The sequence below is a fragment of the Pseudarthrobacter sp. NBSH8 genome (assembly GCF_014217545.1).
Classification (GTDB): Bacteria; Actinomycetota; Actinomycetes; order Actinomycetales; family Micrococcaceae; genus Arthrobacter.
Map to the genome: position 1 here is coordinate 1 of NZ_CP043178.1, position 20,662 is coordinate 20,662.

The 20,662-nt window shown below is 63.0% G+C and carries 19 protein-coding genes and 2 tRNA genes; 17 read left to right on the plus strand and 4 right to left on the minus strand.

Annotated features, from left to right (window positions below):
- The 12 genes from dnaA (at position 1) to FYJ92_RS00055 (ending at position 13,251) form a co-directional block, all read left to right on the plus strand.
- Complete coding sequence (gene dnaA / locus FYJ92_RS00005; protein WP_185262049.1) at positions 1 to 1,422, plus strand: chromosomal replication initiator protein DnaA; 1,422 nt, start codon at positions 1 to 3, stop codon at positions 1,420 to 1,422.
- A gap of 529 nt (positions 1,423 to 1,951) precedes the next feature.
- Positions 1,952 to 3,076: a DNA polymerase III subunit beta gene (gene dnaN / locus FYJ92_RS00010; RefSeq protein WP_185262050.1), complete on the plus strand. Its 1,125-nt coding sequence runs from the start codon at positions 1,952 to 1,954 to the stop codon at positions 3,074 to 3,076.
- A 101-nt stretch (positions 3,077 to 3,177) separates the two neighbouring features.
- Positions 3,178 to 4,062: a phosphogluconate dehydrogenase (NAD(+)-dependent, decarboxylating) gene (gene gnd / locus FYJ92_RS00015; RefSeq protein ID WP_185262051.1), complete on the plus strand. Its 885-nt coding sequence runs from the start codon at positions 3,178 to 3,180 to the stop codon at positions 4,060 to 4,062.
- Positions 4,063 to 4,107: 45 nt separating this feature from the next.
- Complete coding sequence (gene recF, locus FYJ92_RS00020; RefSeq protein WP_185262052.1) at positions 4,108 to 5,310, plus strand: DNA replication/repair protein RecF; 1,203 nt, start codon at positions 4,108 to 4,110, stop codon at positions 5,308 to 5,310.
- Positions 5,303 to 5,860, plus strand: a complete 558-nt coding sequence (locus FYJ92_RS00025) for a DUF721 domain-containing protein (protein WP_185262053.1) — start codon at positions 5,303 to 5,305, stop codon at positions 5,858 to 5,860. Before recF ends, FYJ92_RS00025 begins: the two co-directional genes overlap by 8 nt.
- 374 nt (positions 5,861 to 6,234) lie before the next feature.
- Positions 6,235 to 8,325 (plus strand): DNA topoisomerase (ATP-hydrolyzing) subunit B, encoded by a 2,091-nt coding sequence (gyrB, locus tag FYJ92_RS00030; protein ID WP_185262054.1) that lies wholly within the window; start codon positions 6,235 to 6,237, stop codon positions 8,323 to 8,325.
- Positions 8,326 to 8,384: 59 nt separating this feature from the next.
- Positions 8,385 to 11,063: a DNA gyrase subunit A gene (gyrA, locus tag FYJ92_RS00035; protein ID WP_185262055.1), complete on the plus strand. Its 2,679-nt coding sequence runs from the start codon at positions 8,385 to 8,387 to the stop codon at positions 11,061 to 11,063.
- Entirely contained in the window at positions 11,060 to 11,728 is a 669-nt protein-coding gene (locus FYJ92_RS00040; protein WP_185262056.1) for a DUF3566 domain-containing protein, read from the plus strand. The genes gyrA and FYJ92_RS00040 overlap by 4 nt, the downstream gene beginning before the upstream one ends.
- A gap of 99 nt (positions 11,729 to 11,827) precedes the next feature.
- Positions 11,828 to 11,901: transfer RNA gene (locus tag FYJ92_RS00045), tRNA-Ile, on the plus strand.
- Between the two features lie 69 nt (positions 11,902 to 11,970).
- Positions 11,971 to 12,087: a DLW-39 family protein gene (locus FYJ92_RS18800; RefSeq protein WP_219729672.1), complete on the plus strand. Its 117-nt coding sequence runs from the start codon at positions 11,971 to 11,973 to the stop codon at positions 12,085 to 12,087.
- 72 nt (positions 12,088 to 12,159) lie between these two features.
- Positions 12,160 to 12,235 (plus strand) — tRNA-Ala (locus FYJ92_RS00050).
- Positions 12,236 to 12,306: 71 nt separating this feature from the next.
- Entirely contained in the window at positions 12,307 to 13,251 is a 945-nt protein-coding gene (locus FYJ92_RS00055; RefSeq protein ID WP_185262057.1) for a DMT family transporter, read from the plus strand.
- Between the two features lie 33 nt (positions 13,252 to 13,284).
- On the opposite strand, the gene FYJ92_RS00060 is transcribed toward FYJ92_RS00055, so the two are convergent.
- Together FYJ92_RS00060 and FYJ92_RS00065 are read right to left on the minus strand one after the other, a co-directional pair.
- Positions 13,285 to 14,160, minus strand: a complete 876-nt coding sequence (locus FYJ92_RS00060) for a glycosyltransferase family 2 protein (protein ID WP_185262058.1) — start codon at positions 14,158 to 14,160, stop codon at positions 13,285 to 13,287.
- Between the two features lie 136 nt (positions 14,161 to 14,296).
- Positions 14,297 to 15,280 (minus strand): hypothetical protein, encoded by a 984-nt coding sequence (locus FYJ92_RS00065; RefSeq protein WP_185262059.1) that lies wholly within the window; start codon positions 15,278 to 15,280, stop codon positions 14,297 to 14,299.
- A 155-nt stretch (positions 15,281 to 15,435) separates the two neighbouring features.
- On the opposite strand from FYJ92_RS00065, the gene FYJ92_RS00070 reads away from it, so the two are divergent.
- Both FYJ92_RS00070 and FYJ92_RS00075 read left to right on the plus strand, forming a co-directional pair.
- Positions 15,436 to 15,981 carry a peptidylprolyl isomerase gene (locus FYJ92_RS00070; RefSeq protein WP_185262060.1) on the plus strand — a complete coding sequence of 182 codons (546 nt, stop codon included), beginning with the start codon at positions 15,436 to 15,438 and terminating at the stop codon, positions 15,979 to 15,981.
- A 7-nt stretch (positions 15,982 to 15,988) separates the two neighbouring features.
- Positions 15,989 to 16,870, plus strand: coding sequence for a rhomboid family intramembrane serine protease (locus FYJ92_RS00075; protein WP_185262061.1), 882 nt, complete (start codon positions 15,989 to 15,991; stop codon positions 16,868 to 16,870).
- A 1,059-nt stretch (positions 16,871 to 17,929) separates the two neighbouring features.
- Here FYJ92_RS00075 and FYJ92_RS00080 read toward each other — a convergent pair.
- Complete coding sequence (locus FYJ92_RS00080) at positions 17,930 to 18,562, minus strand: DNA-3-methyladenine glycosylase I (RefSeq protein WP_255482211.1); 633 nt, start codon at positions 18,560 to 18,562, stop codon at positions 17,930 to 17,932.
- 19 nt (positions 18,563 to 18,581) lie between these two features.
- Positions 18,582 to 18,836: a cell division protein CrgA gene (locus tag FYJ92_RS00085; protein WP_185263582.1), complete on the minus strand. Its 255-nt coding sequence runs from the start codon at positions 18,834 to 18,836 to the stop codon at positions 18,582 to 18,584.
- A 175-nt stretch (positions 18,837 to 19,011) separates the two neighbouring features.
- On the opposite strand from FYJ92_RS00085, the gene FYJ92_RS00090 reads away from it, so the two are divergent.
- Genes FYJ92_RS00090 through FYJ92_RS00100 form a run of 3 tightly spaced genes read left to right on the plus strand, consistent with a single transcriptional unit; the run spans position 19,012 to position 20,623 of the window.
- Positions 19,012 to 19,812, plus strand: a complete 801-nt coding sequence (locus FYJ92_RS00090) for a class E sortase (RefSeq protein ID WP_185262062.1) — start codon at positions 19,012 to 19,014, stop codon at positions 19,810 to 19,812.
- 2 nt (positions 19,813 to 19,814) lie between these two features.
- Entirely contained in the window at positions 19,815 to 19,985 is a 171-nt protein-coding gene (locus FYJ92_RS00095) for a hypothetical protein (protein ID WP_185262063.1), read from the plus strand.
- Complete coding sequence (locus tag FYJ92_RS00100; RefSeq protein WP_185262064.1) at positions 19,982 to 20,623, plus strand: aminodeoxychorismate/anthranilate synthase component II; 642 nt, start codon at positions 19,982 to 19,984, stop codon at positions 20,621 to 20,623. Before FYJ92_RS00095 ends, FYJ92_RS00100 begins: the two co-directional genes overlap by 4 nt.
- Positions 20,624 to 20,662 lie beyond the last annotated feature (39 nt).

The window sequence follows — 20,662 nt, forward strand, 5'->3', positions numbered from 1 at the left end:
ATGACAGTAGACGAAGCCAACCACGCCAATACTGTCGGAAGTTCCTGGCGTCGGGTAGTGAGCCTGCTTGAGCAGGACGACCGCGTATCACCACGGCAGCGGGGCTTTGTCATCCTGGCGCAGGCACAAGGCCTGATCGGATCCACGCTCCTGGTGGCAGTGCCCAACGAACTGACCCGCGAAGTCCTCCAGACCCAGGTCAAGGACGCCCTGGACGACGCCCTCCACAACGTCTTTTCCGAGGACATCCGCTGCGCAATCGATGTGGACACCGACCTGGTGCCGATCCACAAAGAGCCGGAACCTGTCGTCGAGCCTTCCTACTCACCAGACCAGCTGATCGAGCAGAAGCCGCAGCCAATGCTGCCGAGCACTTCGCACGAATTCGGCCGGCTGAACCCCAAGTACGTCTTCGATACCTTCGTGATCGGCTCGTCCAACCGCTTTGCCCATGCAGCCGCCGTGGCGGTGGCCGAAGCGCCCGCCAAGGCCTACAACCCGCTGTTCATCTACGGTGATTCCGGACTGGGCAAGACCCACCTCCTACACGCGATCGGCCACTACGCCCGTCGCCTGTACAGCGGAATCCGGGTCCGGTACGTGAACTCCGAAGAGTTCACCAACGACTTCATCAACTCCATCCGCGACGACGAAGGCGCCAGCTTCAAGACCACGTACCGCAACGTGGACGTGCTGCTGATCGACGACATCCAGTTCCTGGCCGGCAAGGACCGGACGCTGGAGGAGTTCTTCCACACGTTCAACTCACTGCACAACAACAACAAGCAGGTGGTCATCACCTCGGACCTGCCCCCCAAGCAGCTGGCCGGGTTCGAGGACCGGATGAAGTCCCGCTTTGAGTGGGGCCTGCTCACCGACATCCAGCCGCCCGAACTCGAGACCCGGATCGCCATCCTGCGGAAGAAGGCCCTCAGCGAAGGCCTCTCCGCCCCGGACGATGCCCTGGAATACATCGCCTCCAAGATCTCCAGCAATATCCGCGAACTCGAAGGCGCACTGATCCGGGTCACTGCATTCGCCAGCCTGAACCGCCAGCCGGTCGATGTGGCATTGGCGGAAATGGTCCTGAAGGACCTCATCACCGACGACGGCGCCCAGGAAATCACATCGAGCCAGATCCTGATCCAGACAGCCGAGTACTTCAAGCTCAGCATGGAAGAACTCTGCAGCAAGTCGCGGACGCGCACGCTGGTGACCGCCCGGCAGATCGCCATGTACCTGTGCCGCGAACTCACGGACATGTCCCTGCCGAAGATCGGCCAGGAGCTCGGCGGCCGCGACCACACCACGGTGATCCACGCAGACCGCAAGATCCGTGAGCTGATGGCGGAGCGTCGTGTGATCTACAACCAGGTCACCGAACTCACCAACAGGATCAAGCAGCAGCAGCGCAACTCCTGAGCCGTCGCCTCTATACCTTATTAACAGGTGCATGTGGATAACCCTGTGGATAGTTAAGGGGACAACCACGCTTAATGGGCTTAAAACCCTTAAGGCGCCTGTGGATCAGCGAAAACCCAAAAATTGTTATCCCCATCCACAGCCTGTTTAAAACCTGCTTCGCCCACAATCCATGAACAGGCCTTGACCGCTGGATCCTGCGGCCGGATCGAGTTATCCACAGTATCCACAGCAGTTATTAACACTACTAATCCCAAGAAATTGATTTCCCTCAAATAACAACCTCGATCCGCACTCCGACCCGGCCCAGGCCCAAGGGCCTCCGGACCCCAGGCGTCCAGTCCGGGGATGGGTTAATCAGTCCTCTTCCGGCTAAGCTGTCAGCAGCGCTCCCATCCTCGGGTTTCTTAGTGGTTCAGCAATCGAAGAACCATGCAGGTTCCGTCTGTTGGGGCGCCCCTACTTTTGGGCTCCCTGTGGGAGTTTCCGGTTCAAACAAGGCAGCAGCAATGAAAGGCGGCACCCTTCCGTGAAGTTCAGAGTCGAACGGGATGTCCTGGCAGAAGCCGTCACCTGGACAGCCCGGTCGTTGTCTCCGCGGCCGCCGGTTCCAGTGCTGTCGGGCCTGCTCCTGAAGGCTGAAGCCGGCACGGTCAGCCTCTCGAGCTTTGACTATGAGACCTCCGCACGGTTGGAAATTCCCGCCGATATCACCGCCGAGGGAACCATCCTTGTTTCCGGACGCCTCCTGGCCGACATTTGCCGAAGCCTTCCTTCCGCTCCGGTCCTAGTGGAGACCGATGGCAACAAAGTCACGCTCACCTGCCGCCGCAGCAGCTTCCACCTGGCCACCATGCCCGAGGCTGAATACCCGCCCCTGCCTGCCTTGCCCGCCCTCAGCGGTACCGTCCCGGGTGACGCTTTTGCCCAGGCCGTGTCCCAGGTCATCATTGCGGCCAGCAAGGATGACACCCTACCCATCCTCACCGGTGTCCGCATGGAGATCGAGGATGACCTCATCACGCTCCTGGCCACTGACCGCTACCGTCTGGCCATGCGCGAAGTGCCGTGGAAGCCCACCACACCGGGAATTTCCACCAGTGCCCTGGTAAAGGCAAAAACCCTGAACGAAGTGGCCAAGACTCTTGGCAGCAGCGGCGACATCAACCTTGCCCTTGCTGACGATGACAGCCGCCTGATCGGCTTCGAAAGCGGCGGCCGCACCACTACGTCTCTGCTCGTCGACGGCGATTACCCCAAGATCCGTTCGCTTTTCCCGGATTCCACGCCCATCCACGCAACCGTCCAGACGCAGGAACTTGTGGAAGCCGTCCGACGTGTATCGCTGGTGGCCGAACGCAACACACCGGTTCGCCTCGCCTTCACCCAAGGACTGCTGCACCTGGACGCCGGCACCGGCGAAGATGCCCAGGCTTCCGAAGAGCTCGAAGCCGGGCTCTCCGGTGAGGACATCACCGTCGCCTTCAACCCGCACTATCTGGTGGAGGGCCTGGCCGTCATTGAAACGAAGTACGTCAGGTTCTCCTTCACTACTGCGCCGAAGCCCGCCATGATCACGGCCCAGGCAGACGCTGACGGTGAAGACCAGGACGACTATCGTTACCTGGTCATGCCCGTACGCCTCCCCAACTAGGCAGCAGAAAACGTCGCTATGGGCCCTCATAACGGCACTTAGGGTGACCTGGTGGCTGCCCCGTCCAGCAACGCCCAACCCCGCGCAGAAAAGAGAGACCCGTGCACATTGGACTGATCGGCCTTGGCAAGATGGGTTTCAACATGCGCGAACGCCTGCGCAAGGGCGGCATCGAGGTCACCGGCTTTGATCGCAACCCGGAGGTCACCGATGTTGCCTCCGTGGATGCACTGATTGCTGCCGTTCCGGCCCCGCGGCTGATCTGGGTCATGGTTCCGTCAGGCGAGGTCACCAATGCCGTCATCACCGAACTCGGGGACAAGCTCGACGCCGGCGACCTGGTCCTCGACGGTGGCAACTCCCGCTTCACGGAAGACCAGAAGCATGGTGCCGCGCTGGCTGAAAAGAGCATCCGTTTCGCCGACTGCGGTGTTTCCGGTGGAGTATGGGGTCTCAAAAACGGGTACGGACTAATGGCCGGCGGCGATGCCGCCGATATTGAACGGGCACTGCCGGTTTTTGATGTACTGCGTCCCGAAGGCGAGCGGGCGGACAGCTTTGTCCACGTCGGCGGAATCGGTGCAGGACACTACGCGAAGATGGTCCACAACGGCATCGAATACGGCCTGATGCAGGCTTACGCCGAAGGCTACGAATTGTTGGCCGCCAAGGACATTGTTGACGACCTGCCCGGTACGTTCCGCGCCTGGCAGAAGGGCACAGTGGTCCGGTCCTGGCTGCTGGACCTCATGGTCAAGGCGCTGGATGAGGACCCGGGGCTGGAATCCATCGATGACTACGTCGAGGATTCGGGTGAGGGCCGCTGGACCGTTGAGGAAGCCATCGCCAACGCTGTTCCTGCACCGGCCATCACTGCTGCACTTTTCGCGCGCTTTTCCTCCCGCGAAGAAAACTCGCCGGCAATGAAGATGGTTTCAGCGTTGCGCCACCAGTTCGGCGGGCATACCACCCGCCCCGCCAAGTAACATCCACCCCGGGACCCGCCGGTTCCGAGAATTGTCGAACACCGCGTGTACCTAGAACACCTTTCGCTCACTGACTTCCGCAGCTACGCCCAGGTTGACCTTCCCCTCGAACCGGGTGTCACCGTGCTAGTCGGGGCAAACGGCATCGGCAAAACCAACCTCATGGAGGCCATCGGGTACTTGGCCACGCTCAGTTCACACCGTGTCAGTTCCGATGCCCCGCTGCTGCGGTTCGGTACGGACCGCGCGCTGGTCCGTGCCCGCCTGGTCCGGGGCGAACAGACCACGGTCCTGGAACTTGAGATCAATGCCAGCCGGGCCAACCGGGGGCGCATCAACCGCAGCAATCCCGTCCGGGCCAGGGACCTCCTCGGAATCTGCCAGACCGTGCTTTTCGCCCCCGAGGACCTGGCATTGATCAAGGGAGATCCGTCCAACCGCCGCCGGTTCCTCGACGAGTTGCTGGTCAGCCTCATGCCCCGACATTCGGCGACGCGCACGGACTACGACCGTGTCCTGAAGCAGCGCAACGCCCTGCTCAAATCCGCCCGGGCCGGAAAGTTCACTGCCGGACATGAGGCCACCCTCGATGTCTGGGACCAGCACATGGCCCGGGCGGGCGCCGAGCTGCTGCACGCACGGCTGGAACTGGTGGAACTGCTGCGCCCGCACCTGGCCAAGGCGTATGCCCAGCTCACGGATGGCTCCAAGGAAGCCAACGCGGTCTACCGGTCCACACTGCAAAACCTGATGGACGACGACGGCGGTGCAGCACCGGGTGCCGGCGGCGGTTTGATGGTGGATGGGTCCGCCGCTGCCGAAGATCTGCGGGACCTCACCGTTGAGAACCTCACCGGGCGCTATGTTCAGGCCTTTGCGGCTTCCCGCCGCAAGGAACTTGAACGCGGAATCTCCTTGGTGGGGCCGCACCGGGATGAGCTGGAACTGATCCTGGGCGAAGCGCCTGCCAAGGGTTATGCTTCGCATGGCGAGACCTGGTCCATGTGCCTCTCCCTTCGCCTTGCCTCGTACTACGTCATGCTCGAGGACGCCAGGACCGGCGGATCTGCCCCGATTCTCATCCTCGATGACGTTTTCGCCGAACTGGATGTGCAACGGCGGCGTAAACTGGCGGCAATAGTCTCCGGCGCGGAACAGGTCCTGGTGACCGCCGCCGTCGACGCCGATATCCCGGAGGAGCTCTCCGGCCGGCGGGTGAAGGTCATTCCAGGAGGAATCGATGAATAAGGATGAAAAGAGCGGGCTGCAGCCCGGCCGGGATCCTGACAACATCGATGCCCCGCAGGCTGCGCTGAACCGCATGCGGGAGGCCGCGGCAGCGCGAGGCGAGATCCGTCGCAAGGCACCCCCGAAGGCCGGCGCCGCCAAAACAAAGGGTGGGATCCGGGATACGCGGGGTTTCCGCCAGTTCCACTCCACCGGCCGGGATCCGTTGGGGCTTGGCAAAGTGGTGGGACGTCTCGTGGCCGAACGCGGCTGGAGCTCACCGGTAGCGGTGGGGTCGGTCATGGCGGAGTGGGCCACGCTGGTGGGCCCGGAAATTTCAGCGCACTGCACCCCGGAGAGTTTTACCGATACCACCCTTCACGTGCGCTGCGACTCGACCGCCTGGTCCACGCAGCTGCGGCTGCTGAGTAACAGCCTGCTGGAGAAATTCCGCACGGAACTGGGCGATGGCGTGGTCACCAGCATCCAGGTGTTGGGACCGTCGGCACCCACCTGGCGCAAGGGCGGACGTACCGTCAACGGCCGCGGGCCGCGGGATACTTACGGCTAGCAGCCGCCGTCGGCTCTTGAATATTCGTCCGGCGGCGTGTAGGGCGGTCCAACGACCACGGAGCGTATAGGAACCCGGAGGCGGGACCTCGAGGGCGCCCAAGGCGGGGTCAATGGCCTCGCACAGGCATATCCGGGTGCCGCGAAGCCTGCCGGAATGCGGGTTTGCGGCTCATTTCACGATAGAATCACAGCAGATAACTGGGCGCCGGTGAAACGTTGACTGAGTCCGTTTTCCGCACGCTCTCCGCAGGCGGACTTCGGTTCCGCACGTCGACGTATCCGTCAGTGCCATCAGCTTGTGCCTGTTGGCGGATGCTTTCCCATGGAAGGACACCGCCGGCCATCATCGAAAAAGAGGAGTCGACAGCACCTGTGGCTAACGACAATACAGATACCCAGGCAGTGGAACGAGCAGCGGAGGACGTACCTACCCCCAATACGCCGGCGGAGGCCGTGACACCCCGGGAATACGGCGCAAGCGACATCACCGTACTTGAGGGCCTCGAAGCCGTCCGGAAACGCCCGGGCATGTACATCGGTTCCACCGGGCCGCGCGGCCTGCACCACCTGGTCTATGAAGTGGTGGACAACTCTGTTGATGAGGCGCTGGCCGGGTACTGCACGCACATCGAAATAGTCCTGCAGGCCGACGGCGGCGTCAAAGTTGTTGACGATGGCCGCGGAATCCCCGTGGACATGCACCCCACCGAGCACAAGCCCACCGTTGAAGTTGTTATGACCATCCTGCACGCCGGCGGCAAATTCGGCGGCGGCGGTTACGCAGTCTCGGGCGGCCTCCACGGCGTGGGTATTTCCGTGGTGAACGCGCTCTCCAGCAGGGTGGACACCGAAGTCCGACGGCAGGGCAGCGTCTGGCGGATGTCCTTCGCAGACGGCGGCAAGCCCCAGGGAGGTCTGGTCCAGGGTGAAGAGTCCGCGACGACCGGCACCACCCAGACTTTTTACCCTGACGCCGGCATCTTCGAATCCACGGAATTTGATTTCGAGACGCTCCGCGCCCGCTTCCAGCAGATGGCCTTCCTGAACAAGGGCCTGCGGATCACCCTTACGGACGAGCGCACCGCGGCGTCGCACGCGGACGCCAATGAGGACCTTGACCTTGATGCTGTGGTCACCGAAGGTGAAGTCAGCGCCGAGCACCGCACCGTGGTGTACCAGTACGACGACGGCCTGCTGGACTATGTGAAGCACCTGAACTCGGGCAAAAAGGTTGATGTTGTCCACGAGGACGTCATTTCCTTCGAAACCGAGGACACGGAACGGCACATCGCACTGGAAATGGCGATGCAGTGGACCAACGCGTATTCCGAGAGCGTCCACACCTACGCGAACACCATCAACACCCACGAAGGCGGCACCCACGAAGAGGGCTTCCGCGCCGCGATGACCTCCCTCATCAACCGCTATGCGCGGGAGAAGAGCATCATCAAGGAGAAGGATGACAACCTCACCGGTGATGATATCCGTGAAGGCCTCACAGCGGTCATCTCCGTGAAGCTGGCAGAGCCGCAGTTCGAGGGCCAGACCAAGACCAAGCTCGGCAACTCCGAGGTCAAGGGTTTCGTCCAGAGAGTTGTCACCGACGGCCTGGGCGACTGGCTGGAACGCAACCCCGGCCCCGCCCGCGATGTCATCCGCAAGGCCATTTCCGCGGCCCAGGCGCGGATGGCTGCCCGGAAGGCCCGTGACAATGCGCGCCGCAAGAGCCCGCTGGAATCCTTCGGGATGCCCGGCAAGCTCTCCGACTGTTCCTCAAAGGATCCCGCCCGCTGCGAGGTATACATCGTGGAGGGCGACTCCGCCGGTGGTTCCGCCAAGCGCGGCCGCAATCCTGAAACCCAGGCCATCCTGCCGCTACGCGGCAAGATCCTGAATGTGGAGCGGGCCCGGCTCGACAAGGCCCTGGGCAACACCGAGGTCCAGTCCATGATCACTGCCTTCGGAACCGGCATCGGCGAGGACTTTGACCTCAGCAAGCTCCGGTACCACAAGATTGTGCTGATGGCCGATGCTGACGTTGACGGCCAGCACATCACCACGCTGCTCATGACGCTGCTGTTCCGCTACATGCGCCCGTTGATCGAAAACGGCTACGTGTACCTGGCGCAGCCCCCGCTGTATCGGATCAAGTGGTCCAACGCGCCGCACGACTACGTCTTCAGCGACAAGCAGCGCGATGCCAAGCTCCTGTCCGGGCAGGCCGCCGGCCGCCGTATTCCCAAGGACAACGGCATCCAGCGCTACAAAGGCTTGGGCGAGATGGACTATACCGAGCTGTGGGACACCACCATGGACCCGGACCACCGGACCCTCCTGCAGGTCACCATGGACGATGCCCTGGCAGCGGACCAGACCTTCTCCACACTGATGGGCGAAGACGTGGAGTCCCGCCGAAACTTCATCCAGCAGAACGCCAAGGACGTCAGGTTCCTGGATATCTGACCGGTTCACCGAGTAGATATTCCAAGCCCGACATATACCTGAAACGGAAAATATAAACGATGAGTGACGAGACACCCGAGAACCCGGCGGAATCCGCCGATCTTCCGGAAACCGTTCTTGAAGGCGATGTGCTGGTTGACCGTGTGGAGCAGGTGGACCTGCAGACGGAAATGCAGCGCTCGTATCTGGACTATGCCATGGCCGTTATTGTGGGCCGCGCCCTTCCCGACGTGCGCGATGGCCTCAAACCCGTGCACCGCCGCGTGTTGTACGCGATGTTCGATGGCGGCTACCGGCCGGAACGGTCATTCAACAAATGCGCCCGTGTGGTGGGCGAGGTCATGGGCCAGTACCACCCCCACGGCGACACCGCGATCTACGATGCGCTGGTCCGCCTGATCCAGGACTGGACCATGCGCTACCCGCTGGCACTGGGTCAGGGCAACTTCGGTTCGCCCGGCAATGACGGTGCCGCTGCCCCGCGATACACCGAAACGAAAATGTCCCAGCTGGCCATGGAGATGGTCCGGGACATCGACGAGGAAACCGTCGACTTCCAGGACAACTACGACGGCAAAAACCAGGAACCCACCATCCTGCCGGCGCGTTTCCCCAACCTGCTGGTCAACGGTTCCTCCGGCATTGCCGTGGGCATGGCCACCAACATTCCGCCGCACAACCTCCGCGAGGTGGCTGACGGCGTTCAGTGGTACCTGACCAACCCGACGGCCAGCCGTGAAGAACTGCTCGAAGAGCTGCTGCTCCGTATCAAGGGACCCGATTTCCCGACCGGCGCGACCATTCTCGGCCACAGGGGCATTGAGGACGCGTACCGGACGGGCCGCGGATCCGTCACCATGCGCGCCGTGGTCAACGTTGAGGAACTCCAAGGCCGCACGTGCCTGGTTGTCACCGAACTGCCGTACCAGGCCAACCCGGACAACCTGGCCATCAAGATCGCCGAACTGGTCAAGGACGGGAAGATCTCCGGCATCGCGGACCTCCGCGACGAGACCTCCGGCCGCACCGGCCAACGGCTGGTCATTGTGCTCAAGCGCGACGCCGTGGCCAAGGTGGTGCTGAACAACCTCTACAAGCACACAGAGTTGCAGAGCAACTTCTCCGCCAACATGCTGGCCATCGTGGACGGGGTTCCTCGCACGCTGAGCCTGGACGCGTTCATCCGCCACTGGGTAACGCACCAGCTGGACGTTATTGCGCGCCGCACCCGCTACCGCCTGCGCAAGGCCGAAGAAGAGGCGCACATCCTGCGTGCCCTCCTGAAGGCCTTGGACGCTCTGGACGAAGTCATAGCACTCATCCGTGCGTCCAACACCACCGAAGCCGCGCGCGACGGACTGATGCAGCTGCTGGACATCGACGAACTGCAGGCCCGGGCCATCCTGGACATGCAGCTGCGCCGCCTTGCAGCCCTGGAACGCCAGAAGATCCAGGACCGCCATTCCGAACTCGAGGCCCTGATCGCCGAGTACAACTCGATCCTTGCCTCCGAGGAACGCCAGCGCGAAATCATCAGCACCGAGCTGGGCGAGATCGTGGCCAAACACGGCGATGACCGCCGGACCAAGATCCTGATGGGCTTCGACGGTGACATGTCCATGGAGGACCTGATCCCCGAAGAGGAAATGGTTGTCACCATCACCCGCGGCGGTTACGTCAAGCGCACACGCAGCGACAACTACCGGTCGCAGCAGCGCGGCGGCAAGGGCATCAAGGGCGCCCAGCTCCGAGGCGACGACGTAGTGGAGCACTTCTTCGTGACCACCACGCACCACTGGCTCCTGTTCTTCACCAACCTCGGCCGGGTATACCGGGCGAAGGCCTATGAACTGGTGGAGGCCGGCCGTGATGCCAAGGGCCAGCACGTTGCCAACCTGATGGCTTTCCAGCCGGACGAACACATCGCCCAGGTCCTGGACATCAGGGACTACCAGCAGGCCCCTTACCTGGTGCTGGCCACCAAGCGCGGACTGGTCAAGAAGACCCGCCTGGAGGACTACGACACCAACCGTTCCGCCGGCGTCATCGCGATCAACCTGCGCGACGAGGACGAACTGGTATCCGCCCAGCTGGTCTCCGAAACGGATGACCTCATGCTGGTGTCCCGCATGGGACAGTCCATCCGCTTCACCGCCACCGACGATGCCTTGCGTCCCATGGGCCGGGCCACGTCCGGTGTCACCGGCATGAAGTTCCGCGAGGACGATGAACTGCTGGCGGCGGACGTCGTCACGGACGGTTCCTTTGTCTTTGTCGTCACTGAGGGCGGGTACGCCAAACGCACCGCGGTGGAGGAATACCGCCTGCAAGGCCGCGGCGGCCTCGGCATCAAGGTGGGCAAGTACCAGGAGGAACGGGGCCACCTCGTAGGCGCCCTGATTGTCCAGGAAGAGGACGAAGTCCTGGTGGTCATGGAAGGCGGCAAGGTTGTCCGTTCATCGGTGGCCGGCGTACCTGCCAAGGGCCGCGACACCATGGGCGTTATCTTCGCGAAGCCGGATAAGAATGACCGCATCATTGAGGTGGCCAGGAACAGCGAACGCGGCCTCGAGGGCGAAGAATCCGCGGACGATGACGTAACGTTGGCTGAAGAGGCCGGGTCCGCCGAAGGATCCGCAGGGTCAGCATCAACAGCAGAAACATCACCGGATGTTGAGTCAGAGCACGTCTCCGGCGACGCTGAGCCGAACGAAGACTACACCGGAGGTAACGAGTGAGTAATCCCGACTCATATCCCAAACCGAGCAGCAATGTCCCCGGCGGTACGCCGCCCGCGGCCGCACCACGGGTGAACAACCCTGTCCGTCCGCAGCAGCGCCCAGCGGCCCCTACCGGCGCGCCGGGCCAGCGTCCCGCCGTTCCCGGCCAGCGCCCTGCGCAGGATCGGGTTCCGGCAGGCCAGAACGGCCAGCGTGCAGGGCAGGGCAGGCCGCCGGCAGCACAGACCAGCCAGCGCCCCGTGCAGGGCCGGTCTCCGCAGGGCCAGCCCGGCCTGGTCAAGCCTGCACCCAAGGCCAAGGTCAGGCGTGCACGGCTGCTGGTGAGCAAGGTGGATCCCTGGTCGGTCCTGAAGATGGCATTCCTCCTGTCGGTGGCGCTGGGAATCGTCACTGTCGTGGCCGCGATCGTCCTCTGGACGGTCCTGGACCTCACCGGAATCTTTGACCAGGTGGATAGCCTCCTGGGCACCCTGGCAGGCTCCGAAGGCGGCGGGTTCGAACTGAAGAAGGTCGCATCCCTGGGGCAGGTGGCTTCCTTTGCCACGATCATCGCAGTGGTGAACGTTGTCCTGCTGACGGCGCTGTCCATGCTCTCAGCCGTGCTTTACAACATCTCCGCAACGCTCGTTGGCGGCATCGGTGTCACCCTCACGGACGACTGAAAACCCGTATTTTCACCGGAAATTCTCCGGCCAAATGCCTCGATTTGAGATCGGGCCGGGATGTGCTGTAAAGTCATGTCTCGGCCCGATGAGGCATCGGGGCGTATAGCTCAGGCGGTTAGAGCGCTTCGCTGATAACGAAGAGGTCCCAGGTTCAAGTCCTGGTACGCCCACGGAACCTGTGCAGGTTCGAAGGAAGGTTTGGTTTGCTTCACGGCAAGCGGGACCGGAAAGGGGAGCATGTGAAGAAGTTGCTGGTACTTGCAGCTGCGATCGCAGGCATCCTGCTCTACAGGAAAGCACAGGAATCCGAGGCCCGGAAAACAGTCTGGAGCCAGTCGACCGACAAGGTCGAATAGGCCGGAGTCCCGGAGCGGGAGCTTGCAAAAGGCTCCACGGTTCTAGGGTATGATTGACGGGTTGCTTCTTATGGGGGCATGGCGCAATTGGTAGCGCACCTGCTTTGCAAGCAGGGGGTTCGGGGTTCGAGTCCCCGTGCCTCCACCATAAGGAAGTCCCGGACAGCTGAAAAGCCGTCCGGGACTTTTTTCGTTAACGCAGAACAGTAGGGTTGAACGGTGAACCTCCTTCTTGCGGCCCTTGGGGTCCTGGGCGTAGCTTCGTCCGGGCCGTTGATCGCCGCCACCCTCGGTGCCACCACCGTCAGCGCCCTCGCCATCGCCTTCTGGCGCAATGCCATCGGGGCCGCAGTGATGGCTACCCCCACCTTGGTCCGCGAACGCCGGCAGTTCGGCTGGATCACCGGTCCCGAGTTCCGCTGGTCGCTGTTCGCCGCCGTCGCCCTGGCCCTGCACTTTGCTTGCTTCATCACGTCCCTCCAGCTCACCTCCGTGGCTGCTGCCACCGCCCTGGTCTGCCTTCAGTCGGCCTGGATCGCCGTATTCCAGCTCTTCCGCGGCACCAGGCACCGCTGGCAGGTGCTGGTAGGGCTCGGGATCGCCTTTGCTGGCGTTGTCACCATCACCGGGTTCGACATGGGTTCCTCACCGGACGCGCTTCTGGGCGACCTGCTGGCCGTCGCTGGCGGGGCCCTTGCCGGCCTCTACACGCTTGCCGGCGGCAAGGCCCGCCAGACCATGACCACGGGAACGTACACCACGCTCTGCTATGGGATGTGCGCGGCCTTTGTGGCGGTACTGGCGCTCTTCAGCGGCCAGCCGCTGGTGGGGTTCGATGCCGTTGGCTGGGTAGGGATCCTAGCCATCACCGTGTGCGCCCAACTAGTGGGCCACACCGCCTTCAATCACCTGCTGGCCACGATGAGCCCGCTGCTGGTGTCGATGATAATCCTGCTGGAGATCCCCGGCGCAGCCGTGCTGGCCGCGGTCTTCCTGGACGAGACCCTGCCGGTCGGCACGTACGGCGGATTGGGGCTCATCCTGGTGGGGCTCGCCGTCGTGGTTCTGGGACAGAGGTCAGGTTCACGGATACGTCGGAATAGCTCCGGCCCGCATGCGGATGAGCCGCACACGGGCCGTCTGGCTGACCTTGGAACGGACTGAGGCAGGCCCTCGAGACAGGACTTGGGGGCGAGCTTACTGCCCGCCGCGGCGGACAGGCTGGGCGGTGTTGACCGTGTGGATCGCCCGCAGGAGCTTGGCCGGGAAGTAAACCGAGAAGAACACCACCATGGGTGCCTTGAGGGCCATTTTCTTGACGTTGTGCGCCTTGTACGTGCGGTCGAAGCGGGTCACGTAATACCGGTAGTCCCGCGGTGAATCCTCGAGCCGGCGGGCGGACATCCCGGAGACCATCTGGGGCCAGTACTGGACCTTGAGGTCGTGGTCGGCGAGGTGCAGGGAGAGGTCGATGTCCTCGTGCATCTCGTCCTTCTCGTCACGGCAGGTTTCGTCGCGGATGGTTTCCCATGCGGTGGCGCGCAGGGCCATGTTGGAGCCGAAAAGGAAGTGGTACTGGTGCTTGGCGAGCTTGAGCATCAGCTGGCGCATCTTGTCGTCTGCCTTGAGCCCGAACCGCCGCATCGGCATGTCGTAATAGACCACGGGTCCGGTGGCTGCCTGGACTGACGGGTCAAAAAAGGCCTTCTGGACCTGTTCAACCCAGTCCGGCTCGACAACCGAATCCGCGTCAATGCGTCCCAGGATGTCGCCGGTGGCGTGGTTGAGGCCAAAATTCCGGGTGGGAATCAGGCCCTGGTCCCGGTCCTGGCTGAGCAGGATGATGGGACTTTCCGGATACTCCAGCTGCATCTGCGCCACGATGGCGGCGGTGCGGTCGGTGGAGAGGTTGTCCACCACGATGATCTCGTGGGCCGGCACCGACTGGTACACCGCAGCGATGAGACACTGCCGGATGACACTTTCCTCGTTGTAGGCCGGGATAACAATGGACACGCACGGCAGCTGTGCTGCGTCGTTCAAGGCATCCCCAGAGGATTTATCGGCTGACATCAGATCAAATTTAGCACCGATCGGGATTTGACCTGCCAGCGGCTGGATCCGGTCCGGACAAACACTGGGAAACGCTGAAAGGGCCCCGCACCAGGCGGAGCCCCTTCGTATGGACGGCGCTGCGGCGCCGGAGGTGCTAGTTGCTGCCCTTGTCCGCGGAACCGTTCATGTTGGCCGCGATGTTCTTGATGGCGGTCTTGGCATCGGTGGATGCCTTGGCTGCCGCGTCTGCCGATTCGTCGGCGACGTGCTTGGCCTTCTCGGCGGCGTCGTCCACGGTGTCCTTCGCGTCCGTTGCAGCATCCTGTGACTGCTCGGCCACGGCGTCAGCGGCCGAAGCCGCGGCGGCTGCGGTCTTGCTGGCTGCGTCCTCGGCCGTGTCTTTGGCGTCGTTCACGGTGGTGGCGGGAACCGGCGCCGGAGTGGGGGTGACAGGAGAAGGGGTCTTCCACGGATCTTCCACGGGCTTGGAGGCTTTCCAGGCCGCGACGCCGGCGGCGACGGCCGCGGCGATGATGCCGAACACCAGCCAGCCGCGCTTCTTGGGCTTCTGGGGCTGGGCGATCTGGACGCCGACAGCCTTACCAGCTTCATGCGCGGCGGCCTTCAGCTGGGTGCCGGCCGTCTGCGCCTGTTCCTGGAGGGAATGCACGACGCCGGAATCGGCAAGCCGCTGGGCGACGGCGTCAACGTGGGACGGCGCGCTTTCCAAAGTGCGGTGCACGGCGTCGGACGCGTGGCCGATCTGGTCCGAAAGGCGCGGCAGGTATTCCACCACCACGCGGTCCCGGGCGTTCTGGATAACGGGAGTGGCCTTGTCCAGTGCCTCGTGCAGGCGCGGCGTGGCGACCTCCACGGCGTCGTGAATTTTCGGGGCGAGCTGGGCCAGTCCCTCCTGGATGCGCGGTGTCACTGTTGCGACGCCGTCGGCAAGGTTGTGGGCCGCGGTCTTGAGCCCTTCCTGGATCCTGGGAGATGCGGTGTCCAGGCCATGCTGCAGGCGGGGAACTGCCCAATCCACTGCTGCTTCCACGCGGGGGGATGCCCAGTCCTTGGCGTTCTCAACTGCGCTGTTAACTGACTGTTCAAGGTCACGGGCAATACGATCCGATTTCTTCACAACTACCTCCCGATTAATGTGACGGTTCTGTTGTTAGCCTACGTGCCATGGCCTGCACGGGCTATTCTTCCAGCGGATTTCCGGCTGATTTCACCCAGCGCGGAACTGCTCGTCCTGCCCCTTCCGCGTTGACCTGCCGTGAAAGAATGGGCGGTATGACTGCAATCGCAACTGCAAAAGCAACCATCCACACCAGCCTCGGCGACATCGTCGTTGATCTCTTCGGCAACCATGCGCCGAAAACGGTCAAGAATTTCGTTGGTCTGGCCACCGGTGAGCAGGCCTGGACCCACCCTGAAACCGGCGAGGACAAGACGGGCACGCCGCTGTACGACGGCACCATCTTCCACCGCATCATCAAGGACTTCATGATCCAGGCCGGCGATCCGCTGGGCCGCGGCGTGGGCGGACCGGGCTACAAGTTCGACGACGAAATCCACCCTGAACTCAGCTTCAACGCCCCGTACAAACTGGCCATGGCCAACGCCGGCATCCAGGCGGGCAAGGGCACCAACGGCTCACAGTTCTTCATCACCACCATCCCCACCGACTGGCTGCAGGGCAAGCACAGCATCTTCGGCGAGGTTGCTGACGAGGACTCCAAGAAGGTCGTCGACGCCATCGAGGGCGTCCGCACCGGCATGGGCGACCGCCCGGTTGAGGACGTCACCATCAACAGCATCGACATCGAGCAGCTCTAGCCATCACATGAGCTACGGAATTCCGGCGGCTGAGCCGTCCGCGCAAATTCCGGTGTGCCCCAGGCACCCGGACAGGCCCTCCTATGTGCGCTGCCAGCGCTGCGGGCGCCCAGCGTGCCCGGACTGCCAGCGGGCGGCCGCCGTCGGATTCCAGTGTGTTGACTGCGTCAACGAAACCAAGCGGACGACGCCGGCCGTCAAGACTGTCTACGGCGGCGCCGTGGCAACCGGCAAACCGGTGGTGACGTTTGGAATTATCGCCCTGTGTGCGGTGATGTACGTTCTGCAATGGATAGTTCCCGACGAGTGGATCTACCAGAACCTGGCGTTTGCCAATGTGTTTGCCAGCCCCGAATTTGGTCAGTTCGAACCCTGGCGCATGCTGACGGCGGCATTCTTGCACTCACAGGGATTCATCCTTCACATTGTGCTGAACATGTACATGCTGTGGATTTTCGGCCAGGCACTCGAACCGCTTCTGGGCCGGGTCCGGTTCCTGGCGGTGTATCTCATCTCTGCCATCGGGGGTTCCGTTGGCTACCTTCTTCTGACCCCCGGCTACGTACCTGGCGTGCCTCTTGCCGGCGTGGTGGGCGCCTCGGGCGCCATCTTTGGACTCTTCGGCGCGATGCTTCTGGTGCAGCGGCACCGCGGCGGGGATACGCGGCAGTTGTGGATCCTGATCGCCATCAACGGCGTGATCGGATTTGTGGTCCCCCAGATCGCCTGGCAGGCCCACCTGGGCGGCCTTGTCACCGGCGCCCTCTGCGCTGCCGTGATTGCTTACACGCCCCGTGGCCCTCGGCAGCGCCTGCTGCACGCGGCCGGACTGGCCGGAGTGGTTCTCCTTCTGGCCCTGGTGAGCTGGCTCCGCGTCACGGCGGGCTGACTGCCCGGGTCCGCCGACCCACCTCCGGAGTCCTTTCAAGACCCCGGTGTCCCATTGGACACCGGGGTCTTCGCTGCGCCCAGCAGGCCGCAGCAGTCGCAGGTTAAGGTCTGGACTCAAATGTTATCCACAGGGCTTATCCACACTGTTGGTAACTTACACGGGTGTAGTTCGGGATTTTGATGTTTCCCTGGGCCCGGATGTCCGGCTATTTCCCGGATGTGGTCCTCCCGTTGTCCACAATTGTGGACAACCCCTGGGGATGTGCCTGTGGTTAAGTGGAAAAACCCGCCTCCAAGACCCGACCTGTGGATAACTCGGCCGTTTCCGGCAGTACAGCCCTGCACGAGGGGATGTACGCTGCCGGTATCAACAGGGTTGTTCACAGCGTTAACAACTTACGGACATGTAGTTAACCTTCGGAGTTTCCCGGGCTGGGGCAGCTGGGGTAGGCGCCCCGACCCGTTCTGTGGATTGTTGTCCACAACTGTGGATAAGTTGTGGGTAGTCCATTGTTAGTAAGTGGAAAACACCTGTCCGGGCGAGGGTATTCGTGCGCAGCAACCGTACGCCACAACCCAGCACATCTACCTCGACAGGCAGTACCCCGCGGTATGGCGTGCCCTCAACGGACTGGGGCGGAAAGTGCGCGAAGCCGCAGACGCGGCCGGGATTGACCGCAGGACCCTCGCACCACCGAGCCTGAAGAAGGCTATGCCCGTCAGCACCGCAGCGCCGATGAATTTACGGTGGTCAGCTGGCTGGTGATCAGCATGAACGCCTTCAACCGCGTATCAATCACCAGTCACCATCCGGTTCGCGGCGACCGCTGAGCGGGGTCGATTATCCACAGCTAATCCACACTGTTAATAACTGTTCGTCCGAGTGTCTTGGATCCGGGCCCCGTGGACCATGGCCTGCACGGGATGGCATTGCTTTCGGCCCCGAGAAAGTTATGCACAGTGTGGATAACTTTCCCAACAGCTGGGGAGAACTTACCCCGGAGGAATGCCCGGTCAGCCGGCGACGGGGTGCCCCGCTCACCAGCGCCGTTGCCGGTCAACCCTGCCAGACGCCTGAGGAACCGCGCCGGTGGCTGTCCAGAAGATGGGTGTCCACCATGCCGATGGCTTCCATCAGGGCGAACATGGTGGTGGGGCCAACGAAGGAGAATCCTTGCTTCCGCAGCGCCTTGGACAGCGCCACCGATTCCGGTGACTGCGTGGGGATCTCCGCGTGCGCGACCGGCTGGGGAGTGGTTGTGGGCTGGAACTGCCAGACGAAGGCAACCAGGCCTCCCCGCTCGCGCAGTTCGATGGTGGCCTGGGCATTAGCGATAGTGGCCCGGATCTTGAGCCGGTTGCGGACGATGCCGGGATCCTGGATCAGGCGCTCGACATCCGCTTCCGTAAACGCGGCAACAGCGTCCGGCTGGAAGTCGAGGAAAGCCTGACGGAAGGCAGGGCGCTTTCGCAGGATCGTGGCCCAGGAAAGGCCTGCCTGGAAGCCCTCAAGACAGATGCGCTCGTAGAGGCCCTGTTCGTCCCGGACGGGCAGGCCCCATTCGGAGTCGTAGTACTCGCGCAACAGCGGATCCACGGCCGCCCACGGCGGACGGGCGAGGCCGTCGTCGCCCAGGACAGTTCCGTACATACCCTCGTTCCGTGGCTGGGCGGCGGCCGCGGGAGTCATGTGGGTCTTGCGGTCAGCGTCAGGAACGCCAGCGCGTGGTCATCAGGAAGCCAATGATGGCAATGCCGAAGCCGGCCATAATGTTCCACGACTCCCAGGCCTGGACAGGGAACCGGCCCTCGCTGATGTAAAACGTGATGATCCAGAAGAGTCCGATGATCATCAGGCCGAACATCACCGGCTTGAACCAGACAGCGTTGGGCTTATACGTCTGCGCCCCGGAAGCGGGTTGCGCGGCGCTGGAAGTCTTCTTGCGAGGCTTTGACTCGGGCACGTGCTCTCCTTGGCGGACTGGAGCAAGCTCGGCGTCGCGGGCTTGGTATCCTGCAAGAAGGAAGTTGCCAGCGGTCTGCGCGATCTTGGTCAAATCTGGATTCTTACTAGCAGTCAATTCTAGCCGTAGTTCAGGGCACTCAAATGCCCATCGCGGCCACCCCGGAGGAGAACGCGTGGTATTGCAGGAAAAGGCGAGGCGCGCCGCCAGGAGGCCCGCCCGTGCGGCGCCCGCCCGCGCTTCCATTCTGCGTGGGACCGTGCAGGTGCTCGGCGAGCTGCTCATCACGGCCGGCATTGTTCTCCTGCTCTTTGTGGGCTGGCAGCTGTGGTGGACCAACATCGAATCCGACGCCAAGCAGAGCGCGGTCATCAAGGAATTCGCCCAGGGGCTCCGCGGTACGGTGCCCGCAGCCCCGGAACCGGACCCCACGGCATCGCCCGCGGACTATGGCACTCCAGCCGTTTCCCCGGCGCCGGGCCATGCAGGCACCATCGGCATCATGTACATCCCGCGGTTTGGCCCGAACTACACCCGGCCCATTGTGCAGGGCACCTCCGGGGATGTCCTGGATACGCTGGGGCTCGGCCATTACGCCAACACGGCGATGCCGGGCGCCGTCGGGAACTTCGCCGTCGCCGGTCACAGGCAGACCCATGGGGCCGTCCTGGACAACATCCACACCCTTGTTCCTGGGGACAAAATCTACGTCCAGACCAAGGACGGCTATTACATCTATGTCTTTCGCAACAACCAGATTGTGATGCCGTCCCGGACCGATGTCCTGGAACCGGTCCCCACGCGCCCCGGCGTCACTCCCACCGAAAGCTTCCTCACCATGACCAGTTGCAATCCGCGTTTCGGCGCCGAGGAACGTATCATCGCCTACGCGCTGCTGGACAGCTGGCGGCCTGCTTCGGCGGGGCCGCCGGCCGAGATCGCCGCCCAGGTGGCGGCAGCCGTTGGAGGAAACTGAATATGTACGGCTGGATTTTCCGCCACCTTCCGGGCCCCCTCTGGCTGCGGATCATCACGTCGCTGGTGCTCATCTCCGGCGCACTGATCCTGATGGTTCAGTTTCTGTTCCCCTGGATGTCCGGGTTCACCGCATTCACCGACTCAACGATTGGTTCTGCAAGCCAGCCATGACCACAATTAAAATCCTGGTCGTAGACAACTACGACAGCTTCGTTTATACCCTGGTGGGCTACCTCCAGGAGCTCGGCGCCGAGACCACAGTTGTCCGCAATGACGATGTGACCCTCGCTGAAGCCATCGAGATGGCCCAAACGCGCGACGGCGTCCTCATCTCACCCGGCCCGGGAAACCCTGCGGAGGCGGGTGTGTGCATTGAGCTGATCAAGTGGTGCGGCCAGAACAACAAGCCGATGTTCGGTGTGTGCCTGGGCCATCAGGCCCTGGCTGAAGCCTACGGCGGCACGGTGACCCACGCGCCGGAGCTGATGCACGGCAAGACGTCGCTTGTGGAGCACAACGGCACCAGCGTCTTCGCCGGACTCCCCTCCCCCGTGACAGCGACGCGCTACCACTCGCTGGCAGCGGTAAGGGACACCATTCCCGACGTTCTCGAAATCACCGCGGAAACAGCGACCGGCGTCGTGATGGGCCTCCAGCACCGCACTGCACCGCTGTGCGGCGTGCAGTTCCACCCGGAGTCGGTCCTGACCGAAGGCGGCTACCAGATGCTGGGCAACTGGCTTGAGTCCTTGGGCATGGCGGGGGCCGCCGCCCGTGCCGCTACGCTGAGCCCGCTCATCCAGCACTGACAGGCGCCACCCTCAAACAACGCGGGGTCACTTACCGCC